Consider the following 22,846-nt stretch of genomic DNA (forward strand, 5'->3'; position numbering starts at 1 on the left):
GAAGTAACATGAATCACGAATTTTATATGAATTTAGCCATAGATGAAGCTTGGAAATATCAGCTTTTAACCTACCCCAATCCAGCCGTAGGTTGTGTGATTTTAGATAAAAATGGTAAAATTTTAAGCATAGAAGCACACAAAGAAGCAGGCAAGGCTCATGCAGAACTTGAGGCAGTGAGTAAAGCCTTAAAAGCACTTAATCCAAATTTAGATTTACCACATAATGCAAATGATTTGCATGAGTTTATTTGTCAAAATCATCAGGGGTTGTTAAAAGGCGCTAGTGCTTATGTGAGTTTAGAACCTTGTAATCATCAGGGTAAAACCCCACCTTGTGCGAAACTTTTTAGCACGCTTGGTTTTAGTGAAGTTTTTATTGCTACTAAAGATGAGCACAAGCTCGCAAGCGGTGGAGCAGAGTTTTTAAAAGATCAAGGCATAAAAGTTCACATGGGAATTTGCGAGCAAAGAGCCAAAGAGCTTTTAAAGCCTTTTTTAAAATGGCAAAAGTCAAGTTTTAAATTTTTTAAACTAGCTCTTTCTTTAAATGGCTCTGCTTATGGTAAAATCGTAAGTTCTAAAGCAAGTAGAACTTACGCTCACACATTACGCTCAAAGCTTGATTTACTTGTAGTAGGTGGAGAAACTATAAGGCATGATAGGCCTATTTTAGATGCAAGGCTAGCTCAAGCTAAAGCGCCAAATTTATGCATACTAAGCCATCAAAATTTAGAAAGTTTTGATCCAAACATTCCTTTATTTAGCGTAGCTGAAAGAGAAATTTTTACAAGCATTCCTAGTGAAGCCAAGTTTATCATGTATGAGGGTGGGGAGAATTTTTTAAAAGCCTTTAAAGATGAGCTAGATATGCTTTTGATTTTTTCAAACTCGAATTTAAACACCCTTGAAAATGTTAAGTTAGATTTAAAGCTAAAGCCTTTATACAAAGGCTTTTTAGAAAATGATACTTATGGATTTTATGAGATTATTAAATCTTAATAAATTTTTTGTGAGCTTACTTGTGTGAAAAATTGTGTCAAAGTGTTAGCAAAAAAGCTAGCACTTTGCTCTTCTAAACGTTTTAAAAACTTATCTATAGCATCTTCTTTTTGCCAGATAGGGTTTTGTACTTTGGCTAGTTTTTCTACTTCTTTTTTGGCTTGCTCGTAATTGCCTATTTTATCAATGAGTTTTAATTTTAAAGCCTCGTTTGCTAAAAACACTTTTGCATCGGCCCATGAGTTTGTTTGATTTAAGTCTAATTTACGATTTTTAGCGACAAATTGTGTGAAAAGCTCATAGCTTTGATTAGCTAAATTTTGTAAAAAGTCTTTTTCATCTTCGCTCCATTTACGCATGAAAGTTCCTGCTTCTTTATAACTTCCTGCTTTGATAGTTTGCTCATTTATACCAAGTTTTTGTGCAAGCTCACTTACTTCAAAGCCTTGCATGATTACCCCAATAGATCCTACAAAGCTAGCAGGATTAGCGATGATCATATCAGCTCCCACCGCACTTAAGTAGCTTCCGCTTGCTATAGTTCCACCTGCATAGACTACCACAGGCTTTTTAGCTTTAAGATCTTGTATAGCTAAAGCTATTTCCATGCTTGGTGCAAAAGCTCCACCAGGGCTATCTATAAAAAGTAAAACCCCTTTTATAGCTTTATCCTCTTTGACTTTGTAAATTTGTTCTAAAAGATTACTCGCATCGCTAATTTCGCCTTTAAGGTTAATTTGTGCTAAGTTTGCATTGGAAAGTTTAGCATTATCTCCGCTTGGAGCAAGGATTAAAAATACGATAAATAAAAACACAAAGGTTTTAAAATAAGTGTTGATATAAGAAATGATTTTTCCAATTCCTTTAAAAAATGATTTTATAATTTGCATTCTTTTCCTTCTATAAAAAGTTTTAACACTTCTTTGCTTTGTAAGATAAACTGCAAAGGAAGTTGTTTTAAATTTACACTATTTGGTAAAGCAAAAAGACTAAAATCAGCTATTTTGCTTTTTTGAATTTGGCCTAGGTTTAAATTCAAGGCTTTTGCGGCTTTGTTAGTCGCCATTAAAAGCAATATTTTAGCAAAATTTTCTAACTCTAAATCATCATGTATAAGTAAATTTGCTCTCATTTCATCAAGCATGCTTAAAGAGGTATTTGAGCTTAAGCCATCAGTTCCTAAGTGGATATTAACACTATTTTTTAAAGCAGATTTTAATTTAAAAGTGTTTTTACTCAAAAGTCTGTTTGAAAAAGCACAATGCGTGATCGAGTGTAAATTTTTATCTAGCAAATCCCATTCTTTAAAATACACACAATGTGTAAATAAAGTCCTTTGGCCTTTAAAAAGCTCTAAAAAGCTTTGTGGAGTGTAAAATGGCATAGGATTTTTGCTAAATTTAGCCAAGCTCTTTTTAAAACCACCTTTTTTAAACCTTAGCCAGTTGTTTTCATGATTGTTTTCAAGAAAATGCGTACTTAGTAAATGATTATTTTCTCTAGCAAGTTTTATAGCAAATTTGGCAAGTTCTGGGTGGGTTGAGTAGGGTGCATGCACTGAAATAGCAGGGATAAATTTAGAAGTTTTAAAACTCATGCTTTTTTCATAACGGTTTAAAAATTCTTCTTTTTTAGCTTGGATAAAATTTTCATTTGAGCCTAAAATTTCATTAAAAAATACCACTCTAGCTTGTGAATTGACACAAGGAGTTAAATCACTCCCAAAACTTGAAATTTCTCCTATGGTAGCAGTGCCACTTTTTAGCATTTTATGGATATTTTGTGAGATTAATTTTTCTTTGGCTTTTTCGTTTAATTGCTCGCGGTTATTAAAAACGCTATCAAGCCATTTTAAAAAATCTCCAAAGACTAAATTTCCATTATTTGCACTAAATTCTAAATGTGTGTGCGGGTTGATAAAAGCAGGTAAAAGTAAGGTATCTTTTGGAGTTGGTATAAGCTTAGCTTGTGGGTAGGATTTTTGTAAATTTTCTAAGCTATCAATTTCTAAAATATTATCAACAAAAAGAACTGCTTTGTTTTCTAAAATATTAAAATCATCATCGCAAGTTAAGATGATTTTAGGTGCTATTATAAACATTTTACCTCCTTTAAAAAGGGAAATTGTAGCTAAAATTTAGCTTTAAAATGCTATAATATAGTAAATTTTACTAAATAAAGGTTAGATTATGAAAGTTATGGTGATACAAGGACCAAACATCAATATGCTTGGTGTGAGAGAAACTCATATTTATGGCAATATGAAAATGGAAGATATCCATGAGCAAATGAAACAAGCTGCAAAACAAGCTAATGTAGAGATTGAGTTTTTTCAAAGCAATTTTGAAGGTGAGCTAGTTGATAAAATTCAAGAATGCTTAGGTAGTGTAGATGGAGTGATTATTAATGCAGCTGCTTATGCACACACTTCTATAGCAATCCGCGATGCGATTGCAGCGATTAATATGCCTGTGATTGAAGTGCATATTAGCAATACTTATAGAAGAGAAGAATTCAGACAAAAAAGCATGATAGCGCCAGTTTGTGCAGGTAGTGTGGTAGGTTTTGGTCCTTTTGGTTATCATATGGCTTTAATGGGACTTTTCCAAATTTTTGATCAAATCAATGCATATAAAGCAGCTCAAGCAAAAGCACAACAAGCAAATCAATGAATTTTATCTTAAAAAACGAAAATGCACTTTTTTATGAGTGCGGCTATTCTTGCGATAATGCTTTGTTTTTAAAACTTGAAGATGAAGCTTTTTTCATCACTGATGCAAGATATAGCTTTGAAGCTAGCGAAATGATAAAAAATGCTAAGGTAGTTTTAGCACAAGATCTTTTTGCTAGTGTTAGAGAGCTTTTAGAAAAAGCAGAAATTGATAGGGTGAGTTTTGACCCAAAAGACTTTAGTTATTTTGAATTTAAAGAACTTAGTAAAAGTGCAAATATCGTTTTTGAAGAAAAATTAGACTTGAGTAAAAGCAAACGCATTATAAAAAATGCTAAGGAATTACAACTTTTACAAAAGGCCGTAAATTTTGGCAAAGAATGCTTTGAAGAATTTGCTAAATTTATCAGCCAAGAAGGCTATGGAAAAAGCGAAAAAGAATTACATTTTAAAGCATGTGAAATTTTTCAAAAAAAAGGTGCTTTAGGACTTTCTTTTTCACCTATTGTGGCTATTAATGAAAATGCGGCTAAAGCACATGCTTTACCTAGTGATAAATGTTTAGAATATGGAGATTTGTTATTAGTTGATGCGGGTGTAGTTTATCAAAGGTATTGTTCTGATCGCACAAGAACGGCTTGTTTTGATGAGAGTGGCATAGTTTTTGATAAAAATAAGCCAAATTTTAAAGATAAAGAAATTATGCAAATTTATGAAGTGGTCAAGCAAGCTCAGCTTCAAGCCATAGAAAAAGCACGCGTTGGTATGAGATCAAGTGAGCTTGATTTTATCGCAAGAGAAGTGATTAAAAACGCAGGTTTTGAAAAAGAATTTATTCATAGTTTAGGACATGGAGTGGGGCTTGATATACATGAGCTGCCAAACATTAGCCCAAGAAGTGATTATGAGCTAAAAGAGGGTATGGTATTTACCATTGAACCTGGAATTTATATCAAAGATAAACTTGGTATTAGGATAGAAGACATGGTCTATCTTGATAAAGAAAAGGCAGTGGTGTTATAATTTGCTAATTAAAGGAGCTAGAAGGTTAGAAAAAATTCGTTTTTTTCCTTTTTATTCAAAGGCAGATAAAAAAGGAAAATACATAGCCATTATAGGACTTGGAAGCAATATAGAAGATGAAAAAAAACGCTTTCGGAGTTTATTTAGGCTTTTAATGCAAGATAAACGCTTGCAAGTATTGCAAACATCGCCATTTTTGATTAATAAAGCTTTTGGCTTTGAAGAACAAAAAGACTTTACTAATGCAGTGATGGTTGTAAGTACAAGTTTGCATGCAAGAGCACTTTTAAAAGTTTTGTTTTTTTATGAGTTTAAATTCAAAAGAAAAAGAACTTTTAAAAATGCTCCTAGAACGCTTGATTTGGATTTGTTGTATTTTTCAAAAAAAGCGCGTAAAGATGAGTATTGCACAGTGCCTCATGTGGGGGTAAATGATAGAATTAGTGTAACTTTGCCTTTGGGCTTGTTAAGATAAGGAAAAATATGGGACAATTGATTCATACTTTTACAGTTGAAAGCACAGATGAGATTATACCTAAGGTTAAGCAAGATTATGGCGATAAAGCTTTGATAGTAACTAATAAGCAAATTCGTCCAAAAACCATCAATCAAAAACCTTTATACGAGGTTATAGTAGCGATTGAAGAAGCTGATTATGAAGAGCATTTAAAACAAAACAATTTACCTATGCCACCAAAGAAAAAACCAAACACAGCAAGTTTTCCTGAGGCTAAAATTCAAGCTCCAAAATTTGAAGATGAAAAAAAAGAAGAAGATGTAGTGCTTGATTTTTCTTCAAAAGCTAAGCAAAAACCTATTAATCCTTATTTAAATACAAGCAAAAAAGATGATAATTTTTTAAATTTAAAAAATAAACTTTCTCAGGTTAGTTCAGAAATTAGCAAGGTTTCAAACTATCAAGATTTTTCTATGCCAAATCCAAATTATGATAAAAAAATTGAAGCCTTTGAAAAGCAAATGAATAAGCTTAATGATAAAATGAATTTGCTTGTGGATATGATGTGGGATGATAAGGCAGATTTACGCAAAGAATTAGCTATACCACCTGAGTTTGCAAGTATTTATAAGCAAGCTAAGGCAAGTGGCATGCAAGAAGCGCATTTAGAAGCTATTATGAAGGCTACTATTGAAAATATGCCAAGCACTATGAAAGCAAATCAAGAAGCAGTGCAAAGGTATTTTTACTCACTTTTGCGTAATATGCTTCCATGTCGTTTAGAAAGTGAAATTAAAAAGCAAAAAATCATGATGTTAGTAGGCCCAACAGGAGTGGGTAAAACTACTACTTTAGCTAAACTTGCTTTTCGCTATGCTTATGGAGATAGACGCTATAAAACCGGTATTATAACTCTTGATACTTATAGAATAGGCGCAGTAGAGCAACTTTTCCAATATGCTAAGATGATGAAACTTCCTATTATTGATAGTATAGAGCCAAATGACTTAGATGATGCGATTAGAAGTTTAAATACTTGTGAGGTTATTTTAGTAGATACAACCGGAAATTCACAGTATGATAAAGCAAAACTTGAAAAAACAAAAGAATTTTTGTCGCATTCTAATGCACAAATTGATGTGAATTTAGTACTTTCAGCAAATACAAAATATGAAGATTTATTAGAAACTTATAATAATTTTTCATTTTTAAATATAGACACTTTAATCATTACCAAATTTGATGAAACAAAAGTATTTGGAAATGTATTTTCTTTACTTTATGAAACTAGCACTCCGATGAGCTTTTTTTCCATAGGTCAAGAAGTGCCTGATGATATAGAAGTGGCTAATAGTGACTTTTTAGTGCGTTGTGTGTTAGAAGGTTTTAGAAGGGATGAAAATGAGTAATCAAGCAGAAAAATTAAAAGATCTAGTAAAAAATGAAAACTCAAATGTAAAACATACTCATTTTATCGCAGTTACTAGTGGTAAAGGTGGGGTTGGAAAAAGTACTTTTAGTGCAAATTTGGGCAACATCCTAGCTAAAAATGGTTATAAAGTAGGGCTTTTTGATGCAGATATAGGGCTTGCAAATTTAGATGTGATTTTAAATGTGCGTGTGGAAAAAAACCTTTTACATGTTTTAAAAGGTGAATGCTCGCTAGAAGATATTTTAATAGAGGTAAAGCCAAATTTATGGCTTATCCCAGGTGAAAGTGGCGATGAAATTTTAAAATACAATGATAAAAACATTTATGAGAGATTTTTAAATCAAACAAGTATTTTAGATGATTTAGACTTTTTAATCATTGATACAGGAGCAGGTATAGGTGGTAATATAGGAAATTTCTTAGAAATGTCTGATGAGGTTATTGTCATCACTGTGCCTGACCCTGCTGCGATTACTGATGCTTATGCTACTATAAAAACCACTTCAAAGACTAAAGAAAATTTATTAATGGTGTTTAATGTTGTAAAAAATGAAAATGAAGCTTTGAGAATTTTTGATAATATTAAAAAAGTAGCAGATATTAACATTAAGCATAATTTAAATTTAGAATTTTTAGGATTTTTAGGTCAAAGTAAAGATATTAGTTCTAGTATTAAAAAAAGAACTTTATTTAGTGATGATGACACTAATGCAAGTGATGAGCTAAAAACCATAGCTTCTAAGCTTTTATATAGGTTGGAACAAAAAGTGCTTAATAATGTGGGAGATAAAAGCATTATGAGTTTTTTCAAAAAGCTTTTGGATCGTTTTTAGATTGAGGGAAAAAGATGAGACCAGAGAATTTTGTTGCTTTTTTTACTGTTTGTGGTTTTTTTATAGGATTAATGTTTACCATAGTTAATATAGAAGATGCAGTAGAGATAGTTGTATATACTTGTTTGATTACTTTTGTATTTTATGTGTTAATCCATATAGTAATTATGATTTTTGTAGATGTTAATAAAATTAGCGGTAGAAGCTTTAATAAAGAAAAATACGAAAATGAAAATAATAGTTTTATAGCAGAATTAGCCGCAAGAGAAAAGAAAATGGATTACTTGCTTGAAAAACTTCAAGAAGAGCGTGAAGACCTTAAAAAGCTTGAAAGCTCTTCAAAAAGAAAAGTAAAACATGCAGCCGCATAATGCCTATGCTTCTACGCTAAAAAAAGAACAAGATGATTTAGTCATCTCTTATATGCCAGCATTAAGAGCTATGGCTTTTAGGCTTAAAGAGCGTTTGCCTGCAAGTATTGATGTAAATGATTTAATTAGTATTGGTGTAGAGGAAATGATCAAACTCTCACGCCGTTATGATAAAGAACAAAATGATAATTTCTGGGGTTTTGCAAGAAAAAGAGTTAATGGAGCTATGCTTGATTATCTAAGAAGCCTTGATGTAATGAGTAGAAGCAATAGAAAAATCATCAAAGATATTGATGTTATCATAGATGAGTTTTATCAAGAAAATGAAAAAGAGCCTGATGATGAATATTTAGCACAAAGACTAAATTTAGAAGTAGAAAAGGTAAAAGAAGCAAGAGCGGCTCATGCTATATCGCTTGTTATGCCTTTGGATGAACAGCTAAATTGCTTTAATGATAGTAATATTATAGAACAAATAGAAAAAGAAGAATTAATAGAAAAAATCAATGCAGTTTTGGAAGAATTCAAAGAAAGAGAGAAGCTTGTAATACAGCTTTATTATTATGAAGAATTAAATTTAAAAGAAATCGCAGAGATTTTAGAGATTAGCGAGTCAAGAATTTCACAAATTCATAAGCGTTTGCTTAAGAAGATTCGAGAAAGGCTAGTTTAATGGCTGAGATACTTTCCCAAGAAGAAATTGATGCTCTTTTAGAAGTTGTTGATGATGATAGTGATGAAAGTGCAGCTTCTTCGAAATTAGAAGAGCTAGAAGATAAAAGAGATATAGTAGTATATGATTTTAAGCGTCCAAACAGGGTTTCTAAAGAACAACTTCGTTCTATTAAAGGGATTCATGATAAATTAGCAAGAAATCTTGCTTCGCAAATTTCATCTATGATGAGAAGTATAGTTGAGATTAAACTTCACTCGGTGGATCAAATGACTTATGGTGAGTTTTTAATGTCTTTGCCTTCGCCAACAAGCTTTAACGTTTTTTCAATTAAACCTTTAGATGGAAACTGCGTTTTAGAGATTAATCCAAGCATTGCTTTTCCTATGATAGATAGACTTTTAGGTGGTCAAGGAGAGAGTTTTGACACCTTAAGAGAGCTTACAGAAATCGAGCTTAATTTGCTTGATTCTATTTTGCGTATTATTATGCAAAGACTTAAAGAAAGTTGGATGAATGTTACTGAAATTTATCCAAGTGTTGAAGCAAAAGAATCAAGTCCAAATGTTGTGCAAATAGTTTCTCAAAATGAAATTGTTATCATGGTGGTAATGGAAATTATCATCGGAAATTCAAGTGGTATGGTTAATATTTGCTATCCGGTTGTGCATTTGGAAAGTATTTTGAGTCGTTTGGCAAATCGTGATATTATGATGGGTGAAACTTCGGCTAAAAAATCAAGAAATAAAGAACTTAAAACCTTGATCGGTCGTGCTGAGGTAATTTATGAAGCTATGCTTGGTAAGACTTTTATCAATGTGAATGAATTTTTGGATTTAAAACAAGGGGATATTTTAAAGCTTGATAGAAGTGCAGACGATAAAGCTATAGTAGCTATTGATAAAAAAGAAGTATTTTTAGCTCAAGTGGGGCTTCATAGATTTAGAAAGTCAATTAAAATCTTAGAACTTATCAAAACTGATAAAGATGAGATTAAAGAAATGCTTGAAAAATATGAAGATGAAAGAAGAGCAAAAGCAAATTCGTATGATGATAATGAAGAACTAGAAGAGGAAGACGATGATCAATGATTTTTTAGGCATATTCGTCAATGAATGTGTAAGTACAATAGAAGGTTTAACAGGAAAAAGTGCTGAATTTAGTGAGTATTATGAGTATGATGTAAATTCTCAAGATTCTATGATTCCACCATTAGTTAGCGCTACTTTTAGCGTTAATAATGAAATGAAAATCAAAATCCTAGCCAGTGCGGTTTTAATGAGTGCAATTGGTGAGTGGATGATGGGAGAAGAAGAAATCTCCAAAAACAGTGAGCTAAATGAAGATGAAATGGATGCAGCCAAAGAAGCTATACAAAATATCATCTCAGCATTTTCTACAACCTTAGGCGCACAAAAAGAAATTCCAAAAATGGAGTTTAGTCTAGAAAATTGTGAATTTGTTGCAGATAGCTTAGAACTTGGTGGTTTTCATAAATTATATTTATATAATGTAAAAATAGCTGATTTAGAAGAAAAAATTTCTTTGGTTTTTGATGAAAAAATTTATAAGATTTTAACCAAAACTGACTTAGAAGAAATTGTAGCAACAAGTGAAGATCATACACAAGATCATAAAGCCTTGGCTAATGTAGAAGAGCTAAGAAATATCGGTTTGATCATGGATGTACGCTTACCTATAAGAGTGCGTATAGGTAGTAAAAAAATGCTTTTAAAAGATGTTTTAACCATGGATATAGGTTCGGTTATCGAGCTTGATCAATTAGCAAATGATCCTTTAGAAATTTTAATAGGTGATAAAAAAATCGCTTACGGGGAAGTAGTTATCGTAGATGGAAACTTTGGAGTGCAAATTACTGAGATAGGCTCTAAAAAAGAAAGATTAGAACAGCTAAGATGAAAGAATATGTCATTGAAGATATTGCCTATCTTAAAGAATTAGAAAAAATTCAAAAAGGTATAACTTTTTTTGGTTCTGCGCGTTTAAAAGAAGATAATGAGTATTGTATTTTGGCTTCAAAATTAGCCCAGAAGTTAGCAGATCTTGGTTATAGTATCATCAGTGGTGGTGGCGGTGGTATTATGCAAGCTGCAAATTATGGGGCTATGCAAAGTCAAGCTTCACATTTAAAATCTTTTGGATTTAATATACATTTACCATTTGAGCAAAAAGCAAATGACTTTTTAGAGTATAATATCACTTTTAAGAGCTTAGCCATTCGCAAAATGGCTCTTATTCAAAAGAGTCTAGCTTTTGTGATTTTCCCAGGCGGCTTTGGAACATTAGATGAATTTTTTGAAATTCTTACTCTTAAACAACTTAGTTTTAAAAAGGATGTTCCTATTATTTTAGTTGGGCAAAAATTTTGGCAACCTCTTGATGAATTTATCAAAACTTCTCTACTAGGACTTGGAACTATATCTAAAAATGATGAGTTAAAGTATAGTATAAGTGATGATTTGGATGAAATTATAAGAATGATAAAGGAAAAAGATGAAAATTCTTGTTGCAATGAGTGGGGGTGTAGATAGTACTGTAACTGCTTATAAGTTAAAACAAGCAGGACATGAGATTATAGGTTGTTATATGAAGCTTCATGGAAAAGCTAATTATCATGAAGAAAATATACAAAAAGTTGAAAAAGTTGCTAAATTTTTAGACATCAAATATCATATTTTAGACTTACAAGAAGATTTTAAAAATCAAGTTTATATGCCTTTTGTTAATACCTATAAGGAAGGTAAAACGCCAAATCCTTGCGCTTTGTGTAATCGTTTTATCAAGCTTGGCAAGCTTTTAGAATTTGCTAAGAGTTTAGGTTGTGAAAAATTAGCCACAGGTCATTATGCAAGGATAGAAAATGGTTTGATTAAAACTGCGGTTGATGAGAGTAAGGATCAAAGCTATTTTCTAGCAAATGCAGATAAAGAGGCTTTAGGGTATTTGATTTTTCCTCTTGGAGAGATGAAAAAAGAAGATGTAAAAAAATTTGCTTCTACAATCGATATTTTAAAATCTTTTGCAACACAAAAGGAAAGTTCTGAGATTTGTTTCGTGGAAGATACTTATGTGCAAGTTTTAGATCAGTTTATGGATACTAAAATTCCAGGTATTGTAAGAGATAGTAGTGGTAAAGAAGTAGGAAAACACGAAGGTTATATGCACTATACCATAGGTAAAAGAAGAGGTTTTGAGGTGCGTGGGGCTCATGAACCACATTTTGTATTAAAAATTGATCCTAAGAAAAATGAAATCATAGTGGGTAAAAAAGAAGAGCTTAAGATAAGTGAATTTAACCTTGATAATATTAATTTATTTATCGATGCTAAAGAATTAGATTGTGAAGTAAAAATACGCTATAGATCAAGATCAACCCCATGTAAAGTTTTGATTAATGAAGATAAAAGTGCAAAAATTATCTTACAAGAGCCTGTTTATGGACTTGCTAGCGGACAAATGGCAGTATTTTACGATAAAGATTTAGTGCTTGCAAGTGGATTTATAAATTAACGCTAAAGGGTTGCACCCTTTTTGGCGTTCACCCTTTATACTAACTTCTTTTTAAAAATTAAAATTATTTTATTGTAATAAAAAATAAGAAAATTGTAGTTGAGGTTTTTCTAAGATAGATTAAGTAAATCTTATCTTAGAAAAATTATATTGCATTTGATAGGTTGATTTTATTCAGTCATATCAACAATTGCTCCACGATCTTCACATCTTTCTTTATTCCATTTTCTTGTATCACATGCTCCATAAACTATTTTATGTTTATTCAAATCGCCATTTTTATAGTTGATATAAACAACATCGCCATATTCTATTTCGCCTCTTGCAACATCTCCTAGCAATCCATCTTGTTCTATTTTAATACCTTCAAAATCTTCAGCTACTTCAGGATGTTTTTCTTTTAAAGCATTTAAATCAACATCTTTAAGGTTTTTTATCACAACATTAGAGCCATAATCTTTTTTTAAAGTTTTAATGAATAAATCATAACCACCTTTAGAACCTCTACTTGGATCATATTTATAATCTACTCCATTAGCACATGCTATAAAAGAAATTAATGCTAAAGCACCAAACATTGTTTTTTTAATCATTTTTTATCCTTTTTGTTTTAGTTTATGAAGTTTATCATAAATGAAGTTAAATCAAAAAATTACGAATTAAAATATCTCCATAATACTTATATCAAACCATAAAAGATCAAATTTAAGTAAAATTCCATAAATCACAGCACTAAATAATCCTGCGAAAATTCCTGCTAAAACATCATCTAGCATTACACCTAAACCGCCTTTGGTTTTTTTGTCAATTTTACCTATGATAGAAGGTTTTGTGATATCAAAAAATCTAAATAAAACAAAAGAAAGTAAAAAAGTAAAAACACTTTGCCCGCAAATTGCCAAAGCTAAAAACACTCCTACAACTTCATCTATTACAATATGGTTATCATCGTGTATACCTGTTTGTTTTTCGTATTGATCGATGATTTTTATAGAGATTAAAAAAAGCAAAATTGCAAGTAAGATCAAGGTTCCTATGCCCAAATACCTTAAAATAAAAAAAGCAGGGATTAGCGCTGCTATTGTGCCAAAAGTTCCTGGAGCTTTATTAACACTACCTGAATAAAAAAAAGTTAAAAATAATTTTTGCATGATTACACCATATATGACATTTGATGGAGTTTTATAAGTTGCTCATAAAATTCTTTATCGCCTCTATATTCTAAAATACCATGCGTAGGGAAAAGATTGCTATAGATATTTTGTTTATTATGGAAACGATTTGGAAAAAGCTCTGATAAAATCAAAGCAGAAATTTCTCTTCTTATAAAAACTGCTGGTGGAATGATACCAAGTCTGAGTAAATTTTTTAAAGAATCGCCATGATATTTCATATGATGATGAGCTCCATGTGGGCATGATTTGGTGCTTACTATCATTTTACACTCATCACAAAATACAAATTCAGGAAGTATAGTTACTTCTATATTGTAATCTTTTGCAAAATCATCAAGTACAGTAAAGGCTCTGTTTTGATTAAAATACATTCCAAGCCCTGCGTGATTTTGTCCTACAAACAGTTTATTACAATCAAAACTTTTAGCCAAAGCACACTCAAGTACCGGATTTAAATGCGAGGCAAAAATTTTGATATTATGTAAAGGTATGAGTAAAACTCTAGAAGATGGTAAATAATTTTGCGCAAAAACATCAAAGCAACGCTTTTTAAGTTTTAGGTTTAAACCATTACTTTCATAAGATTCTATAAGGAAAATAATTACTAGATCAGATTGCTCTATAGCCCATCTTAAAATTCTTTCATGCGCTCTATGAAAAGGATCAAAACTTGAAACAATAGCAGTGATATTAGAAGGGTTTAATCTTTTTTTGATTTTTTCAAAATCTTCTTTTATAGCCTTGATACGATTGTGATAAATTTCAAATTCACCACTAATGCAAATTTCTCCAAAATCATCAATCAAGCATGTATTAGGTGTAAAAATATCATTAATGTTTTTATCGTTTTTAAATTTACTTTCTAAGATGATGTGGCCTACTATTTGATCATTGCATACAAAATCTATTTTGTCTTTAACTTTGGCATTTTCTATGATTTTTTTGTTTTCATTGTGTGGAGCAAAAGTTAAGGCATAGGGAAATTTATATCCGTTTATTGCTTCATTTTTTAAAAATTTATCTCTTTCTTGTTCGTTCATCAATTTTGTAAAAGAACCAAAAATTCCTTCTTTAATGAAACATAAAACTTCGTATTCTTCTTCTGAGATTATAATGCTATTTTTTCTTTGTAATGCCATATTTTTTCCTTTTTTCCCATAAAGATTTTCTTGAAATTCCTAATTTTTTGGATAAATCCGTATCAGGAAAGATATTTTGATAACTAATGATAATATGCTTAACATAATCATCAATGGTTAAAATTCCATTACTTTCAAAACTTTTTTCATCTTCACCTAGCTCTAAAATTTGAAAATTGCTATGCTCAATATTCGTACTTGTATGTATAATAACAGCCTTTTTTAAAGCAAGGTTTAACACCTTTTCTTTTTCTAAGGGCTTTAGGGTCTGAAAATTAACCAAATAATACAAAGAATTGTCTTTGAAAATTTTATCTAAATTTTGTTGGTGTGAAAGATCTATATAAACATTTGCGATGTTGTGCTCATTAGTATAATTAAATACAAAATGATCAGCAAAAATTTGATTATTAGTTTTTAAAATCAAAGGTAATTTGAATTTTTTATAATCAAAAGTTGGTAGTTTTGCTGTTTCAAATTTATGTTTTAAATATGCTTGATAGGTGCTATTTAGCATAGTGATTTTTTTAAATTCTTGAAAATGCTTAATCTTGCGCATTAATTCTTCTATCATGAAAGGTTTTTGTATGTAATCACTAGCACCAGATTTTAAAGGAGCTAAAACAGTATCTGAACTTATGTAAGATATGAGTAAAATAATGATTTTATGCTTAAAAATTTCTATAATATGTTCAAAATTAGCCATACTAGTAGAAAGCAAAATGATTTCATAATCATGATGAGTCAGCTCATTAACATTTGCGATAATATCACAATCATAACCTATAGAATTAAGCTTTGATCCTATGCTTTGGGCTAAATAAAATTCATTTTCTACTATTAAAACTTTCATAATTTCATCCAATCAAAATATTTTAAATTTACACTTGCTAAAACAGCAATCCCTTCTTTCCTTCCTACAAAACCTAGATGTTCTGTAGTGGTAGCTTTGATATTGATTTTATTTGGTGTGGTTTTTAATGTTTTAGCTATATTAAAAGCAATAGCTTCTTTAAAATCTTTCATTTTAGGTGTTTGGGCTATGATGGTAATATCAGCATTTACAAGCTCAAAACCATAATTTTGCACCAAAGTATAAGCGATTTGTAATAAAAGCATAGAATCAGCATTTTTATACTGCATATCATTATCTGGGAAAAGTTCACCAATATCTCCAAGCCCTGCTGCACCCAAAAGCGCATCAATTAGTGCATGAGCTAATACATCTCCATCAGAATGAGCTTTTAAACCCATACTTTCATGTACTTTTACTCCACCCAAAAGCAAGGCTCTTTGCTCTCCAAATTCATGCACATCAAAACCACTTCCATTAAAAATATCCCAAGATGGTTTTGGTAAATTTAAGCTTTTCAAATCTTCTTTAAAGGTAATTTTTTTCGCCAACTCATCACCTTGTACATACCAAATTTTACCACCAATAGCTTGTATAGCTGTACTATCATCGGTGAAGTTTGAGCTTTGTTCTAAAGCTTTTTTTAGCATACTTGTGCGCGAAAGTTGAGGGGTTTGTATGAGTTTGATTTTATCTCTATCGATAGCTTCTTGAGCATAAATTGTAGTATCACTTACTTTTAAAACAGGTGTAATACAATCAGCTTTGTCATGATTTTCTATGATATTGTTAAAAAGGTTTTTAGAAATTAAAACCCTTGCAACATCACTAACTAAAACATATTCACTCTCAACCATACTTAAAGCATTGAGTAAAGATTGTGCTCTAGTTGTACCACCTTGGACAAATTTATATTCAGGGGCAAATTTTTTCATATAAGAAATATTACCAGAAGTAACAACTATTTGTTTAAAAGGATAAAAAGAACTTAAATTTTTAGTAGCATAAAGCCATAAAGGTTGTTCACCTAGTCGTAAAAACTGCTTTTTTACCGGAGCATTAAATCTTGATGATTCTCCCGCAGATAGCATAATCAAGGAAATATCTAACATTTGTTACACCTTAATTTCTTATTAATGTTACGATATTATACACCATAAAAGCCAAAATTTATATTTATGTTAGTAGAATTAATCATTTTAAATAACAAGGAGAAAAATTGAAGGAAAAAATCGAAGAAAGACTAAAACAAGTTATATATCCAGGCTTTAAAAAAGATATAGTTAGTTTTGGTTTTGTAAAAAAAATTGAAGCAAATGAAAATCAAGCTCATATAGTAGTTGAAATCGTTTCAGCTAATGCTCAAATCGCACAAGAGCTTAGACTAAATATTGCAAATGCTTTAAAAGATTTAAATTTAGAGCTTAATTTAGAAATCATTCAACCAAAAATTCCTGAAGAAAAAAGCAATTCAAGAAGTGGTAAAAATATCGCTCCACAAATTAAAAATTTCCTTATGATTTCAAGCGGTAAAGGTGGGGTAGGTAAAAGTACTACAACTTTAAATTTAGCGATTTCTTTAGCTAAAATGGGCAAAAGAGTAGGGCTTTTAGATGCGGATATTTATGGGCCAAATATACCAAGAATGTTAGGTGAGAGTAAAAGCAAGCCTGAAATTGTAGGTCAAAAAATTCGTCCTATTTTATCTCATGGGGTTTATATGATGAGTATGGGTGTGCTAATAGAAGAAGGTAAAGGTTTGATGTGGCGTGGTTCTATGATTATGAAAGCAATTGAGCAACTTTTAGCTGATGTGCTTTGGCCTGAACTTGATGTATTATTGCTTGATATGCCTCCAGGAACTGGTGATGCGCAAATTACCCTAGCTCAAAGTGTGCCAGTGAGTGCAGGTGTGTGTGTAAGTACTCCTCAAGTAGTGTCTTTAGATGATAGCAAAAGAGCGCTAGATATGTTTGAAAAATTACACATTCCTGTTGCGGGTATTATAGAAAATATGAGTGGCTTTTTATGTCCTGATAATGGCAAAGAATATGATATCTTTGGTAAAGGCACCACAGAAGAAATGGCAAAAGCTTATAAATGTGAAGTTTTAGCTCAAATTCCTATCGAAATGAGTGTAAGAGAAGGTGGAGATAGTGGTAAGCCTGTAAGTTTTTATATGCCTGAGAGTGTAAGTTCAAAAAGATATTTGCAAGCTGCTGAAAAAATCTGGGAATTTATAGAAAAGGTTAATCAAGAAGGTAAAGTAGATAATTCAGCTATTCAACCTGTAATGAATGGCAAAAGTGCGTGCTCGCAATAAGGAGAAAATATGCCAATAGAAAGTAAAGAAGAATTTTTAAATTTAATCAAGCAAATCGAACAAAGGATTAATTATAAAAAGCCTAAAGCTTTTGCTATAGCAAGGCTTGATCTAAGTCAAGTTGATCCTAGTAAAAAACTTCAAGCTAATTTTGGTGTGATTAATTTTGAGCAAAATTATGCTGCTGCAGCTGTTATGTTTGAAGCTTTTTTTAGAAGAGGGGTTGATGTTGATTTTAATGAAAGTGAGTTTGTGGCTACTTTGATTAAAGACGATTTGGATTTTGCACTTGAATGCTTTGCACCATTTTTGCAAGAGCAAGGTCATAAAAATATAGAAGCAATCAAAGCAGCAAAGGAAAATTTTAGAGAAAATGCTTTTTCTTTTGTTTGTATTTTTGAAGATGAAGCACCAAAAAGTTTAGAAAGTGTGTATTTGAAACTTTATTTGCTTTCCAATAAAAAAGTACCTTTAAGAAGCTTAAATTTAACAGGTGCTTTTGGTATTTTACCAAATGTTGCATGGAGTGATAATAAGCCTATTGATTTAGACTTTTTAAGAGAAAATGAGATTGATTTAAAAATGAGTGGAAGATATCCAAGGATTGATTATGTAGATAAATTTCCAAGATTTTTAGCTCATGTTATTCCTGAGGATAATACTAGAATTTTAGAAAGCTCTAAAGTAAGAATGGGTGCGGTTTTAGCTGCAGGCACTACTATAATGCCAGGGGCTGCTTATGTGAATTTTAATGCAGGTACAACTGGAGCTTGTATGGTAGAAGGGCGTATTAGTTCTTCAGCTGTTGTGGGCGAAGGTAGCGATGTAGGAGGCGGTGCTTCTATACTTGGTGTTTTAAGTGGTACAAGTGGTAATGCTATTAGCATCGGTAAAGCTTGTCTTTTGGGTGCAAATTCAGTTACTGGAATTCCTTTAGGGGATAATTGTATCGTTGATGCGGGTATTGCTGTTTTAGAAGGGACTAAATTTGCTTTAAAAAATAAAGAAGAACTTCAAAAAATCAACCCTGATTTTAAATTTGATAAAGATATATACAAAGGTTTAGAATTAGCAGGATTAAATGGCTTACATTTTAGACAAGATTCTCAAAGTGGAGTGATGATAGCAGCTTTTAATAAAAAGGCTGTAAAACTTAATGAAGATTTGCATTAATTCTTAGCCCTTGTGGGTTAAGAATTTTAAATAATTCATGTAGTTTATAAATACACACGCTAGGGTGATGTTTAATGCTTCCTGTGTGTAGTAAAATTTCTTTGCTATCTTTTTTATAAAGCTTTTGCACAAAATTAAAATTCCACCATTTGTAAGTTTTGAAATTTAAATTATGGGTGGTATTTATATGAAAATTTATATAAGAAAGATTTTGAAAGTTTTGGTTTAAACCAGGTGCTTGAAAGGCATAGACTTCTTTTACCATACTAGGAAAGGTTCTTGCAAAAGCTTGAGCTAGATATCCTCCTAAAGAATGTCCTATAATGATGAGCTTTTTATCAATGGTGTATTTTTGTTTAAGTTGATTGTAAAAATACTGCATGGATTGAATTTGACCTTTTGGAGTTTTGTTAAGTAAAATCAAAAAATCACTATAAAGATCTTTAAAATCAAAACACAAAGGATTTAAATCACTCCCTGCAAAGGCTAAAATATAGTTTTTTCTTTTTTTATCATAAATAAAACTAGCCCTAAAACCCATTTTAGATTGAGGGTGTGTTTCGTTGATGTGTTCAAGTATTTCATAATTTTTTACAAATTTTAAAGCTAAAAATGCATTGTTTAAACCACCTACGGGGATTTTTTCTTTTTTATAAAAAGGATTAGTTAAAGCTTTTATAATGGCTTTGTGTTTTTGCAAACCTTCTTTTTTTAAGCTTTGATTTAAATGTACATTAGCACAATAAGCTACCAAACTATAATCATATAATTTTTGCAATAAATTGATATTTTTTTCAAAATGAGTACGAAGTTTTAATAAAAGTAGTTTTTCTTGGGAAGTTAAATTTGTTTTTTGACTTAAAGCAATAAAGCTTTGTAAGTCAAAAAACATTATAAATTCTTACATAGAGCAAGTATTTTGGATAGTTGAATTAAGCATCCAAAGAACTTTTTCATATTTTGCAATATTTTCTTGAGCAAATGCTGCTGTTGTAGTATCACTTGCTTTTTCAGCTTCTTCATTTAACTTTTTAAATTCAGCCAAAAGATACTTATAATCTTCTCTAATAAGCTCTAAAACTTCTACTGGAGTAAAGCAATCTTTTTGAGCCTTAGGTGCTTTTGCATTTTCTAGTAATGTTTTTGAACAAACGATAGCTTTTTCTCCTAGTTGTAAAGCTCTCTCAGCACAATCATCAAAAAGTTCTGCCATTTCTTCATAAGCTTTTTCTGTATATTCATGAATTGAGAAAAATTGTAAACCTTTTACATTCCAGTGATAATTATGAAATTTAATCCATAAACTATGAGCATCCGCTTGTAATTGTAATAATTGTTTTGTTACTGACATGTTATCTCCTTTTTTATTTTTAAAATTATAACATAAAATTCTTATATAATAATAATTATTATATAATAAATTTTAATGTTAGTAATTATTGTATTTTCATTATACTCTTTTTTTACAATAAAGCAAATTTATTTACTTAACATATTTTTGAGTATTAATTTTCCTACCTCTACACCAGGTTGATCATAAGTATTAATTCCAAGCATAATGCCACATGCAGAAGTAAATAACTCATAATAATACATCAAATACCCACAATGATAAGCATCTAATTTCTCAAGTTCTATTACATCAACACTTAAATTTTCAGCAATTAATGCATGCATGGTTGCATCGCATTGCGCGTTTAAAAGATCATGTAAATTAACTTCATTAGTAAAATCACAATTTTGTAAATGATTAAAGCTTATATTTGGGATACTAGGAGATTTTTGACTATCTTTGATTTTTAAAAAAGTAACAGTTTTATCTTTGGGTCCATCCATGATAAGTTGTAAAAAGCTATGCTGATCTCTAGCGCCAATTAAAGCAATAGGAGTTAAACCTATACGTTTAAAGCCTTGTTTTTTACCTAGACTTTCAGCAATTAGTTGAATATACCATTCATTAAAACCTTTAAAAGCATCTCCATAAGAAAAAAGCACATTAATATGCGCACTTTTATGTGTGCAGTAATGATAAGCCTTTTGTAAAATTTGATCACATTTTTTCTCAAAAAAATCCACATAACAAGCTTTTGCACCTTCTAATAAGGCTTTAGTATCATAGCCACAAAAGCTCAAGGGAACAATACCAATAGCAGATAAAACACTAAATCTACCACCGACATTTTTAGGTATAAAAAAGCATTTTATGTTTAATTCTTCACCTAGTTTATGAAGTTTTGATTCAAAATCAGTAATAAACACAAAGTTTTCGTGTAAATTTTCATTTTTAAAATCAAAATGAGCAATGATGAGTTTAAATAAAGAAATCACCTCTATAGTTGTACCTGATTTACTTGCTATAATGAAAAGTGTTTTTTGGGGATTTATTTTTTGCATAGTTTGGGTAAAAGTATGCGAGGAAGTATTGTCAATAATAAAAAGTTTTTTTTCTTCTATTTGATCAAATAAAAGCTCTTTTAAAGCTTTAACCCCGCAACTTGATCCACCCATGCCCACTAAAACGATATTTTCTATATGAGTTTTAGTAGCGATAAATTCTTTACTTTCTTTGATTAAATCAAAGCTCGTATCTACTAAGTGATAATACCCTATATCGCCACTTTCTAACTCATCATTCATTCTATTTGCATAAGCGGTGATTTTTTTAAAATCTTGGGTTTTAAAAAATAAAGTATTATTTAGCATTTTTACTTTTCTCATAAAAATAATTTGTCGCTTCCACAAAGCCTTCTACGCTTCCACAATCAAACCTTTTTCCTTTAAATTTATAAGCTAAAACCATATTATTAGTTGCTTGTGAAAGTAAGGCATCAGTTAGTTGAATTTCTCCATTTTTACCTGCTTTGGTATTTTCTAAAATGCCAAAAATATCAGGTGTTAGAATGTATCTTCCTATGATGGCTAAGTTACTTGGAGCATCTTTTGGATCAGGTTTTTCTATCATAGAATTTACCATGATTAAATCCTCTTCCACAGCATTTCCAGCTATAACTCCATAGTTTGAGACTTGATCAGCTTCAACCTCCATCACAGCTATAATAGAGCAGCGGTATTTTTCATAAATTTTTACCATTTGAGCTAGGACATTTACCCCATCTTCATTTACGCATAAATCATCTGCTAAAATTACCCCAAAAGCTTCATCTTGCACTAAAGGCTTTGCTTTTAAAACCGCATCTCCTAAGCCTCTCATTTCATTTTGTCTTGTAAAAGTAAAAGTGCAGCGATCTATGAGTGTTCTTATTTCACTTAAAAGATATTCTTTTTTAGTGCCTGCGATTTGGTGTTCAAGTTCATAAGAAATATCAAAATAATCCTCCAAAGCTCTTTTTCCACGCCCTGTAACAAAACCCATAGTTTCCATACCAGCTTCTAAAGCTTCATCCACACCATAGTGAATTAAAGGTTTAGTTAGTATAGGCAACATTTCTTTAGGTAGGGTTTTTGTAGCAGGTAAAAATCTAGTACCATAACCTGCTGCAGGAAAAATACAAGTTTGAAGCATAGTTTATCCTTAAATTTTTATAAGTTGTTTTGATTATAATTTTATTTAAATATTATAGCTAAATTAAGGAAAATATGAAAACCATTGATCAAATTTATCAAGCAAAAATAGAAATCAAAAAATCAACTTTTTTGTCTTTTTTATGTCCTTTTGAAGATTTTCAAACTTTAATGCAAAAGCTAAGAAACGAGCATTTAAAAGCTGTGCATTTTGTATATGCTTATAGGTATTTAAATGAATTTGATCAAATCATAGAAGATAAAAGCGATGATGGTGAACCAAAAGGAACTTCTGCAATGCCTTGTTTGAATGTTTTAAGAGGGTCTTTGCTTGTTAATTGTGCGGTGATTGTGGTGCGTTATTTTGGAGGGATTAAACTTGGTACAGGTGGTCTTGTAAGAGCTTATAGTGAAGCTACAAATGAAGCTATTTTAAATGCAACGCTTTTAGAATTTGAAGCTAAAAATATTTTAATTTTAAACATTCCTTTTCATCTTTATGCAAGATTTGAGCATTTTTTAAATAAAAATAACATTTCTTATGAAAAAAAATTTCAAGAAAATGTTGAATTGATTTTAAGTGTTAATGCAAAAGAAGAGGAGGAATTTAAAAAATTTGCAAAAGAGTTTGAATTTAGCGGGCTTGTTTGGAAGTAAGCGTTTGCTTAC

26 protein-coding genes are annotated in these 22,846 nt (G+C 30.8%); 15 read left to right on the plus strand and 11 right to left on the minus strand.

The window, feature by feature from the left end; all coding sequences use genetic code 11:
* Positions 1 to 8 precede the first annotated feature (8 nt).
* Positions 9 to 1,001, plus strand: coding sequence for a bifunctional diaminohydroxyphosphoribosylaminopyrimidine deaminase/5-amino-6-(5-phosphoribosylamino)uracil reductase RibD (gene ribD / locus L8X36_RS03765; RefSeq protein WP_263682590.1), 993 nt, complete (start codon positions 9 to 11; stop codon positions 999 to 1,001).
* On the opposite strand, the gene sppA is transcribed toward ribD, so the two are convergent.
* Positions 998 to 1,891, minus strand: coding sequence for a signal peptide peptidase SppA (gene sppA, locus L8X36_RS03770; RefSeq protein WP_263682592.1), 894 nt, complete (start codon positions 1,889 to 1,891; stop codon positions 998 to 1,000). The two genes, ribD and sppA, sit on opposite strands and share 4 nt — an antisense overlap.
* Complete coding sequence (locus L8X36_RS03775; protein WP_263682593.1) at positions 1,879 to 3,102, minus strand: metal-dependent hydrolase; 1,224 nt, start codon at positions 3,100 to 3,102, stop codon at positions 1,879 to 1,881. The genes sppA and L8X36_RS03775 overlap by 13 nt, the downstream gene beginning before the upstream one ends.
* Before the next feature lie 88 nt (positions 3,103 to 3,190).
* On the opposite strand from L8X36_RS03775, the gene aroQ reads away from it, so the two are divergent.
* The 11 genes from aroQ to mnmA are packed head-to-tail and all read left to right on the plus strand — an operon-like array spanning position 3,191 to position 11,992.
* Positions 3,191 to 3,673: a type II 3-dehydroquinate dehydratase gene (aroQ, locus tag L8X36_RS03780; protein WP_039625266.1), complete on the plus strand. Its 483-nt coding sequence runs from the start codon at positions 3,191 to 3,193 to the stop codon at positions 3,671 to 3,673.
* Complete coding sequence (locus tag L8X36_RS03785; RefSeq protein WP_263682594.1) at positions 3,670 to 4,695, plus strand: M24 family metallopeptidase; 1,026 nt, start codon at positions 3,670 to 3,672, stop codon at positions 4,693 to 4,695. The genes aroQ and L8X36_RS03785 overlap by 4 nt, the downstream gene beginning before the upstream one ends.
* A gap of 1 nt (position 4,696) precedes the next feature.
* Positions 4,697 to 5,170 carry a 2-amino-4-hydroxy-6-hydroxymethyldihydropteridine diphosphokinase gene (gene folK / locus L8X36_RS03790; RefSeq protein WP_039617423.1) on the plus strand — a complete coding sequence of 158 codons (474 nt, stop codon included), beginning with the start codon at positions 4,697 to 4,699 and terminating at the stop codon, positions 5,168 to 5,170.
* An 8-nt stretch (positions 5,171 to 5,178) separates the two neighbouring features.
* On the plus strand, positions 5,179 to 6,561 hold the full coding sequence (gene flhF, locus L8X36_RS03795; protein WP_039617425.1) for a flagellar biosynthesis protein FlhF: 1,383 nt from the start codon (positions 5,179 to 5,181) through the stop codon (positions 6,559 to 6,561).
* On the plus strand, positions 6,554 to 7,417 hold the full coding sequence (gene flhG / locus L8X36_RS03800; RefSeq protein WP_039625269.1) for a flagella biosynthesis ATPase FlhG: 864 nt from the start codon (positions 6,554 to 6,556) through the stop codon (positions 7,415 to 7,417). The genes flhF and flhG overlap by 8 nt, the downstream gene beginning before the upstream one ends.
* Before the next feature lie 14 nt (positions 7,418 to 7,431).
* Positions 7,432 to 7,788: a hypothetical protein gene (locus L8X36_RS03805; protein ID WP_039617428.1), complete on the plus strand. Its 357-nt coding sequence runs from the start codon at positions 7,432 to 7,434 to the stop codon at positions 7,786 to 7,788.
* Positions 7,775 to 8,461, plus strand: coding sequence for an RNA polymerase sigma factor FliA (locus L8X36_RS03810; RefSeq protein WP_114640014.1), 687 nt, complete (start codon positions 7,775 to 7,777; stop codon positions 8,459 to 8,461). Before L8X36_RS03805 ends, L8X36_RS03810 begins: the two co-directional genes overlap by 14 nt.
* Positions 8,461 to 9,552, plus strand: a complete 1,092-nt coding sequence (gene fliM / locus L8X36_RS03815) for a flagellar motor switch protein FliM (protein WP_039667962.1) — start codon at positions 8,461 to 8,463, stop codon at positions 9,550 to 9,552. Before L8X36_RS03810 ends, fliM begins: the two co-directional genes overlap by 1 nt.
* Positions 9,542 to 10,381 carry a flagellar motor switch protein FliY gene (fliY, locus tag L8X36_RS03820; RefSeq protein ID WP_263682595.1) on the plus strand — a complete coding sequence of 280 codons (840 nt, stop codon included), beginning with the start codon at positions 9,542 to 9,544 and terminating at the stop codon, positions 10,379 to 10,381. Before fliM ends, fliY begins: the two co-directional genes overlap by 11 nt.
* Entirely contained in the window at positions 10,378 to 11,013 is a 636-nt protein-coding gene (locus L8X36_RS03825) for a TIGR00730 family Rossman fold protein (RefSeq protein WP_263682597.1), read from the plus strand. The genes fliY and L8X36_RS03825 overlap by 4 nt, the downstream gene beginning before the upstream one ends.
* The gene (gene mnmA / locus L8X36_RS03830) at positions 10,976 to 11,992 is read left to right on the plus strand and encodes a tRNA 2-thiouridine(34) synthase MnmA (protein ID WP_263682599.1); all 1,017 of its coding nucleotides are present in this window, start codon (positions 10,976 to 10,978) and stop codon (positions 11,990 to 11,992) included. Before L8X36_RS03825 ends, mnmA begins: the two co-directional genes overlap by 38 nt.
* Positions 11,993 to 12,162: 170 nt before the next feature.
* Here mnmA and L8X36_RS03835 read toward each other — a convergent pair whose 3' ends face one another.
* From L8X36_RS03835 to L8X36_RS03855, 5 genes are all read right to left on the minus strand, one after another.
* Positions 12,163 to 12,585, minus strand: coding sequence for a hypothetical protein (locus L8X36_RS03835; RefSeq protein WP_263682600.1), 423 nt, complete (start codon positions 12,583 to 12,585; stop codon positions 12,163 to 12,165).
* 66 nt (positions 12,586 to 12,651) lie between these two features.
* A complete protein-coding gene (locus L8X36_RS03840; RefSeq protein ID WP_263682602.1) occupies positions 12,652 to 13,143 on the minus strand; it encodes a phosphatidylglycerophosphatase A in 492 nt (163 codons plus the stop codon).
* A 2-nt stretch (positions 13,144 to 13,145) separates the two neighbouring features.
* On the minus strand, positions 13,146 to 14,306 hold the full coding sequence (locus L8X36_RS03845; RefSeq protein WP_263682604.1) for a sulfate adenylyltransferase: 1,161 nt from the start codon (positions 14,304 to 14,306) through the stop codon (positions 13,146 to 13,148).
* Entirely contained in the window at positions 14,284 to 15,159 is an 876-nt protein-coding gene (locus tag L8X36_RS03850; protein ID WP_039667971.1) for a response regulator transcription factor, read from the minus strand. The genes L8X36_RS03845 and L8X36_RS03850 overlap by 23 nt, the downstream gene beginning before the upstream one ends.
* Positions 15,156 to 16,271 carry a bifunctional 2-C-methyl-D-erythritol 4-phosphate cytidylyltransferase/2-C-methyl-D-erythritol 2,4-cyclodiphosphate synthase gene (locus tag L8X36_RS03855; protein WP_263682606.1) on the minus strand — a complete coding sequence of 372 codons (1,116 nt, stop codon included), beginning with the start codon at positions 16,269 to 16,271 and terminating at the stop codon, positions 15,156 to 15,158. Before L8X36_RS03855 ends, L8X36_RS03850 begins: the two co-directional genes overlap by 4 nt.
* A gap of 107 nt (positions 16,272 to 16,378) precedes the next feature.
* Between L8X36_RS03855 and L8X36_RS03860 the strand changes: the two genes are divergently transcribed.
* Together L8X36_RS03860 and L8X36_RS03865 are read left to right on the plus strand one after the other, a co-directional pair.
* Positions 16,379 to 17,482, plus strand: a complete 1,104-nt coding sequence (locus L8X36_RS03860) for an Mrp/NBP35 family ATP-binding protein (RefSeq protein WP_263663592.1) — start codon at positions 16,379 to 16,381, stop codon at positions 17,480 to 17,482.
* A gap of 9 nt (positions 17,483 to 17,491) precedes the next feature.
* Complete coding sequence (locus L8X36_RS03865) at positions 17,492 to 18,655, plus strand: 2,3,4,5-tetrahydropyridine-2,6-carboxylate N-succinyltransferase (RefSeq protein WP_263682608.1); 1,164 nt, start codon at positions 17,492 to 17,494, stop codon at positions 18,653 to 18,655.
* Here L8X36_RS03865 and L8X36_RS03870 read toward each other — a convergent pair.
* From L8X36_RS03870 to galU, 4 genes are all read right to left on the minus strand, one after another.
* Positions 18,636 to 19,547, minus strand: a complete 912-nt coding sequence (locus L8X36_RS03870; RefSeq protein ID WP_263682609.1) for an alpha/beta fold hydrolase — start codon at positions 19,545 to 19,547, stop codon at positions 18,636 to 18,638. The two genes, L8X36_RS03865 and L8X36_RS03870, sit on opposite strands and share 20 nt — an antisense overlap.
* A gap of 9 nt (positions 19,548 to 19,556) precedes the next feature.
* Complete coding sequence (locus L8X36_RS03875) at positions 19,557 to 20,006, minus strand: Dps family protein (protein ID WP_039667974.1); 450 nt, start codon at positions 20,004 to 20,006, stop codon at positions 19,557 to 19,559.
* Positions 20,007 to 20,134: 128 nt separating this feature from the next.
* Complete coding sequence (locus L8X36_RS03880) at positions 20,135 to 21,358, minus strand: glucose-6-phosphate isomerase (protein WP_257905858.1); 1,224 nt, start codon at positions 21,356 to 21,358, stop codon at positions 20,135 to 20,137.
* Positions 21,348 to 22,178, minus strand: a complete 831-nt coding sequence (gene galU / locus L8X36_RS03885) for a UTP--glucose-1-phosphate uridylyltransferase GalU (RefSeq protein ID WP_263682610.1) — start codon at positions 22,176 to 22,178, stop codon at positions 21,348 to 21,350. Before galU ends, L8X36_RS03880 begins: the two co-directional genes overlap by 11 nt.
* Positions 22,179 to 22,252: 74 nt before the next feature.
* Here galU and L8X36_RS03890 point away from each other — a divergent pair, with 74 nt between their 5' ends.
* Positions 22,253 to 22,834: an IMPACT family protein gene (locus L8X36_RS03890; RefSeq protein ID WP_263682611.1), complete on the plus strand. Its 582-nt coding sequence runs from the start codon at positions 22,253 to 22,255 to the stop codon at positions 22,832 to 22,834.
* The last annotated feature ends 12 nt before the right edge of the window (positions 22,835 to 22,846 follow it).

The sequence above is a fragment of the Campylobacter sp. CNRCH_2014_0184h genome, assembly GCF_025772985.1.
Lineage (GTDB): Bacteria > Campylobacterota > Campylobacteria > Campylobacterales > Campylobacteraceae > Campylobacter_D.

Coding starts and splice junctions, on each gene's coding strand:
- L8X36_RS03890 (WP_263682611.1), top strand. CDS start 22,253: ATGAAAACCATTGATCAAATTTATCAAGCAAAAATAGAAATCAAAAAA.
- L8X36_RS03875 (WP_039667974.1), bottom strand. CDS start 20,006: ATGTCAGTAACAAAACAATTATTACAATTACAAGCGGATGCTCATAGT.
- L8X36_RS03880 (WP_257905858.1), bottom strand. CDS start 21,358: ATGCTAAATAATACTTTATTTTTTAAAACCCAAGATTTTAAAAAAATC.
- sppA (WP_263682592.1), bottom strand. CDS start 1,891: ATGCAAATTATAAAATCATTTTTTAAAGGAATTGGAAAAATCATTTCT.
- mnmA (WP_263682599.1), top strand. CDS start 10,976: ATGAAAATTCTTGTTGCAATGAGTGGGGGTGTAGATAGTACTGTAACT.
- flhG (WP_039625269.1), top strand. CDS start 6,554: ATGAGTAATCAAGCAGAAAAATTAAAAGATCTAGTAAAAAATGAAAAC.
- L8X36_RS03855 (WP_263682606.1), bottom strand. CDS start 16,271: ATGTTAGATATTTCCTTGATTATGCTATCTGCGGGAGAATCATCAAGA.
- L8X36_RS03775 (WP_263682593.1), bottom strand. CDS start 3,102: ATGTTTATAATAGCACCTAAAATCATCTTAACTTGCGATGATGATTTT.
- L8X36_RS03805 (WP_039617428.1), top strand. CDS start 7,432: ATGAGACCAGAGAATTTTGTTGCTTTTTTTACTGTTTGTGGTTTTTTT.
- galU (WP_263682610.1), bottom strand. CDS start 22,178: ATGCTTCAAACTTGTATTTTTCCTGCAGCAGGTTATGGTACTAGATTT.
- L8X36_RS03835 (WP_263682600.1), bottom strand. CDS start 12,585: ATGATTAAAAAAACAATGTTTGGTGCTTTAGCATTAATTTCTTTTATA.
- flhF (WP_039617425.1), top strand. CDS start 5,179: ATGGGACAATTGATTCATACTTTTACAGTTGAAAGCACAGATGAGATT.
- L8X36_RS03785 (WP_263682594.1), top strand. CDS start 3,670: ATGAATTTTATCTTAAAAAACGAAAATGCACTTTTTTATGAGTGCGGC.
- L8X36_RS03850 (WP_039667971.1), bottom strand. CDS start 15,159: ATGAAAGTTTTAATAGTAGAAAATGAATTTTATTTAGCCCAAAGCATA.
- ribD (WP_263682590.1), top strand. CDS start 9: ATGAATCACGAATTTTATATGAATTTAGCCATAGATGAAGCTTGGAAA.
- fliM (WP_039667962.1), top strand. CDS start 8,461: ATGGCTGAGATACTTTCCCAAGAAGAAATTGATGCTCTTTTAGAAGTT.
- L8X36_RS03825 (WP_263682597.1), top strand. CDS start 10,378: ATGAAAGAATATGTCATTGAAGATATTGCCTATCTTAAAGAATTAGAA.
- L8X36_RS03840 (WP_263682602.1), bottom strand. CDS start 13,143: ATGCAAAAATTATTTTTAACTTTTTTTTATTCAGGTAGTGTTAATAAA.
- aroQ (WP_039625266.1), top strand. CDS start 3,191: ATGAAAGTTATGGTGATACAAGGACCAAACATCAATATGCTTGGTGTG.
- L8X36_RS03845 (WP_263682604.1), bottom strand. CDS start 14,306: ATGGCATTACAAAGAAAAAATAGCATTATAATCTCAGAAGAAGAATAC.
- L8X36_RS03865 (WP_263682608.1), top strand. CDS start 17,492: ATGCCAATAGAAAGTAAAGAAGAATTTTTAAATTTAATCAAGCAAATC.
- L8X36_RS03810 (WP_114640014.1), top strand. CDS start 7,775: ATGCAGCCGCATAATGCCTATGCTTCTACGCTAAAAAAAGAACAAGAT.
- fliY (WP_263682595.1), top strand. CDS start 9,542: ATGATCAATGATTTTTTAGGCATATTCGTCAATGAATGTGTAAGTACA.
- L8X36_RS03870 (WP_263682609.1), bottom strand. CDS start 19,547: ATGTTTTTTGACTTACAAAGCTTTATTGCTTTAAGTCAAAAAACAAAT.